Annotated in this window: 8 protein-coding genes and 5 tRNA genes; 6 read left to right on the top strand and 7 right to left on the bottom strand. The window is 34.2% G+C overall.

Going from position 1 to position 6,187, the window contains the following annotated elements; genetic code table 11:
- Nucleotides 1-286 precede the first annotated feature (286 nt).
- On the bottom strand, nucleotides 287-667 hold the full coding sequence (locus RQ893_RS07415; protein ID WP_223346196.1) for an NAD(+) diphosphatase: 381 nt from the start codon (nucleotides 665-667) through the stop codon (nucleotides 287-289).
- Nucleotides 668-857: 190 nt separating this feature from the next.
- Between RQ893_RS07415 and RQ893_RS07410 the strand changes: the two genes are divergently transcribed.
- Nucleotides 858-1,184 carry a multidrug efflux SMR transporter gene (locus tag RQ893_RS07410; protein ID WP_009732038.1) on the top strand — a complete coding sequence of 109 codons (327 nt, stop codon included), beginning with the start codon at nucleotides 858-860 and terminating at the stop codon, nucleotides 1,182-1,184.
- Nucleotides 1,185-1,347: 163 nt separating this feature from the next.
- On the opposite strand, the gene RQ893_RS07405 is transcribed toward RQ893_RS07410, so the two are convergent.
- Nucleotides 1,348-1,794 carry a helix-turn-helix transcriptional regulator gene (locus tag RQ893_RS07405; protein ID WP_000287814.1) on the bottom strand — a complete coding sequence of 149 codons (447 nt, stop codon included), beginning with the start codon at nucleotides 1,792-1,794 and terminating at the stop codon, nucleotides 1,348-1,350.
- A 321-nt stretch (nucleotides 1,795-2,115) separates the two neighbouring features.
- Between RQ893_RS07405 and RQ893_RS07400 the strand changes: the two genes are divergently transcribed.
- The 5 genes from RQ893_RS07400 to RQ893_RS07380 are packed head-to-tail and all read left to right on the top strand — an operon-like array spanning nucleotide 2,116 to nucleotide 5,606.
- The gene (locus RQ893_RS07400) at nucleotides 2,116-2,589 is read left to right on the top strand and encodes a hypothetical protein (RefSeq protein WP_070811458.1); all 474 of its coding nucleotides are present in this window, start codon (nucleotides 2,116-2,118) and stop codon (nucleotides 2,587-2,589) included.
- 40 nt (nucleotides 2,590-2,629) lie between these two features.
- Nucleotides 2,630-3,826 carry a replication initiation factor domain-containing protein gene (locus RQ893_RS07395; RefSeq protein ID WP_070811459.1) on the top strand — a complete coding sequence of 399 codons (1,197 nt, stop codon included), beginning with the start codon at nucleotides 2,630-2,632 and terminating at the stop codon, nucleotides 3,824-3,826.
- Between the two features lie 2 nt (nucleotides 3,827-3,828).
- Entirely contained in the window at nucleotides 3,829-4,215 is a 387-nt protein-coding gene (locus tag RQ893_RS07390) for a hypothetical protein (RefSeq protein ID WP_006595173.1), read from the top strand.
- Between the two features lie 59 nt (nucleotides 4,216-4,274).
- Nucleotides 4,275-4,469, top strand: coding sequence for a DUF3173 domain-containing protein (locus tag RQ893_RS07385; RefSeq protein ID WP_070505298.1), 195 nt, complete (start codon nucleotides 4,275-4,277; stop codon nucleotides 4,467-4,469).
- Nucleotides 4,470-4,472: 3 nt separating this feature from the next.
- On the top strand, nucleotides 4,473-5,606 hold the full coding sequence (locus RQ893_RS07380; RefSeq protein WP_070811460.1) for a site-specific integrase: 1,134 nt from the start codon (nucleotides 4,473-4,475) through the stop codon (nucleotides 5,604-5,606).
- 86 nt (nucleotides 5,607-5,692) lie between these two features.
- Here the strand turns inward: RQ893_RS07380 and RQ893_RS07375 are convergent.
- The 5 genes from RQ893_RS07375 to RQ893_RS07355 all read right to left on the bottom strand — a co-directional run bounded on the left by RQ893_RS07375 (nucleotide 5,693) and on the right by RQ893_RS07355 (nucleotide 6,117).
- Nucleotides 5,693-5,776, bottom strand: a tRNA-Leu gene (locus tag RQ893_RS07375).
- Between the two features lie 9 nt (nucleotides 5,777-5,785).
- Nucleotides 5,786-5,857: transfer RNA gene (locus tag RQ893_RS07370), tRNA-Gln, on the bottom strand.
- 13 nt (nucleotides 5,858-5,870) lie between these two features.
- Nucleotides 5,871-5,943: transfer RNA gene (locus RQ893_RS07365), tRNA-His, on the bottom strand.
- Between the two features lie 15 nt (nucleotides 5,944-5,958).
- Nucleotides 5,959-6,029 (bottom strand) — tRNA-Trp (locus RQ893_RS07360).
- Between the two features lie 7 nt (nucleotides 6,030-6,036).
- Nucleotides 6,037-6,117, bottom strand: a tRNA-Tyr gene (locus RQ893_RS07355).
- Nucleotides 6,118-6,187 lie beyond the last annotated feature (70 nt).

The raw sequence follows: 6,187 nt of genomic DNA, 5'->3' as shown, positions 1-6,187 counted from the left end.
TGGGGTACAATTTGGGGTACGATAAAGAAAAACATCAAAAAAAGCCTTGTGTATCAAGACTTTTTCTAAACTCAAGCAATACCGGCGGCCGGGGTCGAACCGGCACGTCCTTGCGGACACTGGATTTTGAGTCTAATATTATTAGTTTTAAATCTCAGAAATATTGATTTTATAAGCTTTTTTTCCATAATATTTTTTAAAACTTAGTATCACTTCCAAAGTTTAGATACTTTTTAGTAACTATAAAATGCTAGAAAGTATACTCCTTATTAAAAAGAGTTTTGGACTAGTTTTGTGCAATTTTATTACCCATATCCGTAATAAGAGAGGCTAAATTAATTGCCTTTAATGATTGTAGAAATTGGTTGTGAATATCATTAGACACATAACCAGCTAGCAAAATATGCTCAGCCATGTCATATTGCTTAATCAAGAGAATCTTATCATGTTTTTCATTAAATAAAATCGCACTAATTGCTGTATTAAAGACTGGAAAACGAAAACTCGCACATTGTGAACAATAAGGAATATCTCCCTCATCTTTTAAAAATTTTTTCTCCAAAGGATGCCCACATTCGGGACAACAAGTCATTGTTTTGTCAAATATAGAAACCTCTTTTTTAAAGTTCTTAAAAGTAATTTTACCAGTAAAATCGAGACCACGCAAGACATTGAAATAAATCAAGACTTTTTTTAAAATTTATCTTATGATATACTAAACTTATCAGCTATTGGTTCTGAAAAAGTGTCTGCCACAGTTTTACTACAAATTCTCATGACTTGTGCCAAGATTTATAAAAAACGGATAGCTATAATAGCTCTTAGAGCAAAAACATGACATATAGGAGGTTAAAGACATGTCATACTTTTATCTTTTTATCGCCATTGTAGGAGAGATATTGGGAACTAACCTTTTGAAATTATCAGACGGTTTTACAAAGCCTATTCCAACCGTTTCTGCCCTACTTAGCTATGGCGTTTGTTTCTATTTCCTCTCACTAGCAATGCAAAAAATTCCTTTAGGAATAGCTTATGCAACATGGTCAGCTGTCGGTTTAGTTTTGACAGCCTCTATCGCAGTAATGATTTTCAAAGAAACACTAAATGTTTATAGCATTATCGGTTTAATTTTGATTATCATTGGTGTTGTCATGGTTAACTTATTAGGAAATGCAGGACATTAATAAAACCGGCTCTATACTATTTGTAGTGGGTAAATCCCCTATGGATATTATGGAGCCTATTTTGTTGTAGAAAAAAAGTTCCATAAGAACTATAATGAAAAGCTAGAATTCTGTCAATATTTTGGACACATTTTGGGAGGGAATTTTGAAGACTAGCGTCCTCCTAATTTTCCCAATAAGTTTTAACTTCTTCAAAAATCTTATTCAAAAGTTCTGCATCTTTTTCTGACAACTGATTTTTTTCTATAACTCTATCTTTTAGTTCTGTTGCCTTTATTTTATTTCTTGCCACCGAAACTGCTATTGAATGTTTCAAAATATCAAACTCATCCTTTGAAAAGTTTGCAATATTGGTAAGATCTAATTGTTCTAGAGGTAAACTACTGATAATTGAATAAGGTTTTTGTCCCAGCAAATAATCTGTAGTAGTCCCAAAGATATTTGCTAATTTCACAACGAATTCTAATCCTGGTTCTAACGTTCCATTCTCCCACCGAGAATATGTCCCTTGTTGAACTCCAATTAATTCCGATATTTGTACTTGAGTTAACTTTTTTGATTTTCTGAGAGTTTTTAACCTCTCTGAAAATTTATAATCCTCTGTATACATAATTCTCCTATAGATATTCTTATTCGTATATTTTAGCTTGACAAAATATTCTAAACGGTATAAAATAGAATTATTCCATAAGGAATATTTATTTTAAGATTAAATATTCCATTGAGAATATTATAGCATAAAAGGAGGTAAAAGCGTATGTAACTAATAGTCTATTTGAAAAATTTTTGATAAAGGAGGTAATATTCGACAAAATAAAAAAATCTTGAAACAAATGTGCCGTTCGTTCCAAGATCAAAACATATTATGTAACAATTATACCACAGAAAACTCTTCAGTTGCACAAGAAAATTTCGGAGATTTTACAAAAAAATGACCAATAAAGAGTTAGTCAATCAAATTTCTGGCCTAAACTCTACCTCTACTCTTAAAAATTGGATTCAACTGATTAAAGAGATAAGTGGCAAGGAATTTAAGAAAATTAAAATTCCTATCAGTAGAAATCCAAGAACTCATCAATTAAGTTATACAGTTGCCTATGACTTTACAGGCGAAGACCTTAAACAATTTCAAAAGTTAGCTAACCTAAAACTTGAAATAGGTCTAAAAGAGGCTATACAAGCCGTATTTGGGAGTCTAGCAGACAATGAGCAAGAATCCCTAAACCAAGTAATAGATGAGCTCTACGATGAACTGAGCGCCTTAAAACAGGAATTTAAGCGAGAAATACGACTGATACAAATTGAGAATACCAACCTAAAAAAGAGAATCCAAGATATTGAAGAGTCGATGCAAACCGGCTTACTAGGGTTTGTTAACAAGAGGTCAAAAAATAGGTTCGGCTAATAGCGAGTTTTCGGCTGAGCCATGAGGCAGAAAGCCGAAAATGAGCGTAGATGCGGACGGACCATTTTTGACCGATAGGGTGTGTAGTAACACCACCCTCTGCAAGTTAGGTGTACCATCGAAAGAATTCAGTATTGCCAAGGGTTTCGGAGATTTTAAGGGTGGCAAATTTAGGCAAAAAGTTGAATCAAAATCTATGGCAAAAAATGAACATTTACGTTCTGTATTTGACTGGATTCAAATTCAGTTTGATAAGACTGAATTTTCGCCAAGAGAAATAATCGAAGACATTCTATTTCTTGACTATGACCTATTTATTGAGAATAAAGGGAGCCTTAAATACTATAACTATGATAGCCAGCTTCATTATGGGAATATCCGTATCTACTATGGAGCGAAAGAGTCGTCCTACATGCTTGTCATGTCAGGACAGGCACTCGAGTTCTATAGAGATATGGTATTAGATCCAAATAGTCTGTCCGAAAGACAGTTTCTGAACAACCTCTACTACAATTACAATCAATTTTCAGTAAGACGAATTGATATTGCGATAGATGATTTTAATGAAACACCCTATTTCACTCCTAATCAGCTTCTAAAGGTTTGTCAGAAAAAACGCTTTATATATGGAAAAAGCACCTACTACAATACCTACGGAGATGAAACAATCGGCCAGACCTTATATTTAAGAAAGCCCAATGATGATGAAAGACTTAGAATTTACGATAAGCGTTTAGAACGAGCTGAGAAGCTCGGTATCAGCAAGCGGTATATAGAAAATTGGATAAGAACTGAGTTAGAACTTAGGAAAGAAAAAGCTCACTACTTCATTCAAGAATGGTTGCATTCAGAAATAGATCTTCTCAACTTTACCAAGGGATATCTCAAAGAAAAAGTGAGATTCTATAGTGATAGCCATTTCTCAAAACCTTTGAGATCTTGGGAAAAGTTTTTAGGTCACTCAAAACCCGTCTCTATCATTATTTCAAAACCAAAAACAGAACTAGAACAAAAATTAGAATGGTTTACCTATAAAGGTTCAGGAGCTATTCTAAAAGCGTATAAATTTTTATACGTCAATAACTTACTGCATGAGTATGAGAAATCTAACTACCTCGCACTCAACAATATGGAATATCCACCAGATTTAGCAAGTGGATTAATAGAAAGGGCAATTCTCTTTAAAAGAGAGGATTTAATCCCTACAATCAAAGAAAATATCAAAAGGAGAAATTAACTATGGCAAAAATGCTTTCACAAAATGACTGGAATTTTAATAACATTGGAACAAAATTTGAATTGGATGAAGTTATTCCAAAATTTGAAACGGAAGTCCGAGCAGATGCAAACGGAGAAATTATCAAAAACCGAGATGGTAGCGAAAGACGTTTTAATACCGATAAAATCATTGGTTGGAAATACAATGTAACGATCAAGGATGGACAATTCAAAAAGAAATCAACACAAGTCTCAGTAGACAATCCAGAAGCTTTAGTTGATAATGACTATATCCAAGCAATGGATGAAGTACCAGTTACATTTGACAATTTACAAGCTACTATGATTAGTTCGACAATGTATTACAAAGCAGATGCTATCCATTTAGTAGATGTAAAACAAAAATAAGTATCAGACAAGGGGAGTTAATCCACCCCTTACTTAATCTAATTAGAAAAGGAGATCACATGATTAAAACTGTAACAAAAGATGACCTTATCGAACTTGGATTTGCTCCAGGAACTGCAAGAAAGATTATTCATACCGGCAAATTACTTTTAGTGAATCGTGGTTTTAACATCTACGATAACAAACGGATCGGTACAATTCCAGCCAGTGTCGCGGAAGAACTATTAGGAATTGAACTCCAGAAAGAAGTGTAACATATGGCTTTACGTAAAAGTAGAGACGGAACTTGGATTGTCGATGTTTCCAATGGTATAAATCCAATATCTTTAAAACAACGTAGAATTGTAAGAAAAGGATTTAAAACTAAAAAAGAAGCGTTGGAAGCCGAACAATACTTACGAAGTGTAGAACTTAAAGAAAAAAGTTTCAGCTCAAAAATATCAATTGATATCCTTTATGATCTCTTAAAAGAAGAGGATAAAATAAACAACAGAAAACAGAGCTATATAGATACACAAGAAAACAACTATAACAGGCATATAAAAAACTATTTTGAAAAAGTTGATGATGTAGCTAAATTAACTTATGAAGATATCTATCAATTCAGAGAACATCTAAGAGAAAAAAATGCTCAAAACTCGGAAAATAAGCTAAGTCCAAATACTATTAATAAAATTATAATTCTGCTAAAGAAAATTCTGGACGTTGGATTAAGAAAGGGATTTTACAAAGAACATCCCGTAGGATTGCTAAAAAAATTACCAATAGAAAAAGCAAAATTAAATTTCTGGACAGTAAAAGAATTCAAGCACTTCTTAACACTATTTAACGACGATGAATACAATATCAAATTACTATTCACTGTTCTATTTTTTACTGGTCTAAGACTGGGCGAAGCTCTAGCTCTAACTTGGAAGGATATAGAGTTTTCAACAAATACAATCCATGTAAGTAAATCAGTATACGTAAAAAAAGGTGAAGAACACATTAGTAGTACAAAGACAAAAGCTGGAACACGAAGAATTATCATGAATACCAAACTAGTGGAGACACTAGAAGAGTGGAAACAGATACAGCATGAAAGATTGAAAGAATTTACAACAAACCTAGATGATCTACAGTTATTTCAAAATAGCCCGATTACAATAACTAAAGATTCAATCGAAAAACAATATAAAAAAATATTACAAAGAGATAGTTCTTTAAAAAAAATAAGAATTCATGACTTCAGACATTCACATGCTTCACTGCTAATAAATCAAGGAGAAGATTATCTTGTTGTAAAAGAAAGATTAGGCCATGCTTCTATAACTACCACAATCGATACATACTCTCATTTGTATCCAAGCAAGCAACAAAAATTAGCGGATAAATTAGATGATTTGTTATAAAATTAGTAATTTTTAGTAACTCAGCATTAGAAATTAAACGAATAAAAGTAAAAAGACAAGGTCCGAAAACCTTGTCTTTAATACTATACCGGCGGCCGGGGTCGAACCGGCACGTCCTTGCGGACACTGGATTTTGAGTCCAGCGCGTCTGCCAATTCCGCCACGCCGGCAAAGTTAAACTGGGGTAGCTGGATTCGAACCAACGCATGAGGGAGTCAAAGTCCCTTGCCTTACCGCTTGGCTATACCCCAATAATATAAAATAGGCGAGTGATGGGGATCGAACCCACGCATGCCAGAGCCACAATCTGGTGTGTTAACCACTTCACCACACCCGCCATATTCACAATAAACACGGGCAGTAGGAATTGAACCCACACTGAAGGTTTTGGAGACCTTAGTTCTACCTTTAAACTATGCCCGTAAAGGTATGGAAGGGGAGGGATTCGAACCCCCGAACCCGAAGGAGCGGATTTACAGTCCGCCGCGTTTAGCCTCTTCGCTACCCTTCCTGATATTAAACTAATATGGCGCGAGACGGAATCGAACCGCCGACACATGGAGCTTCAATCCATTGCTCTA

Source organism: uncultured Anaerococcus sp. (assembly GCF_963510915.1).
Taxonomy (GTDB): domain Bacteria; phylum Bacillota; class Clostridia; order Tissierellales; family Peptoniphilaceae; genus Anaerococcus.
The sequence above is the reverse complement of the archived record's forward strand: the minus strand, read 5'-3'. Positions and strand labels throughout refer to the sequence as shown.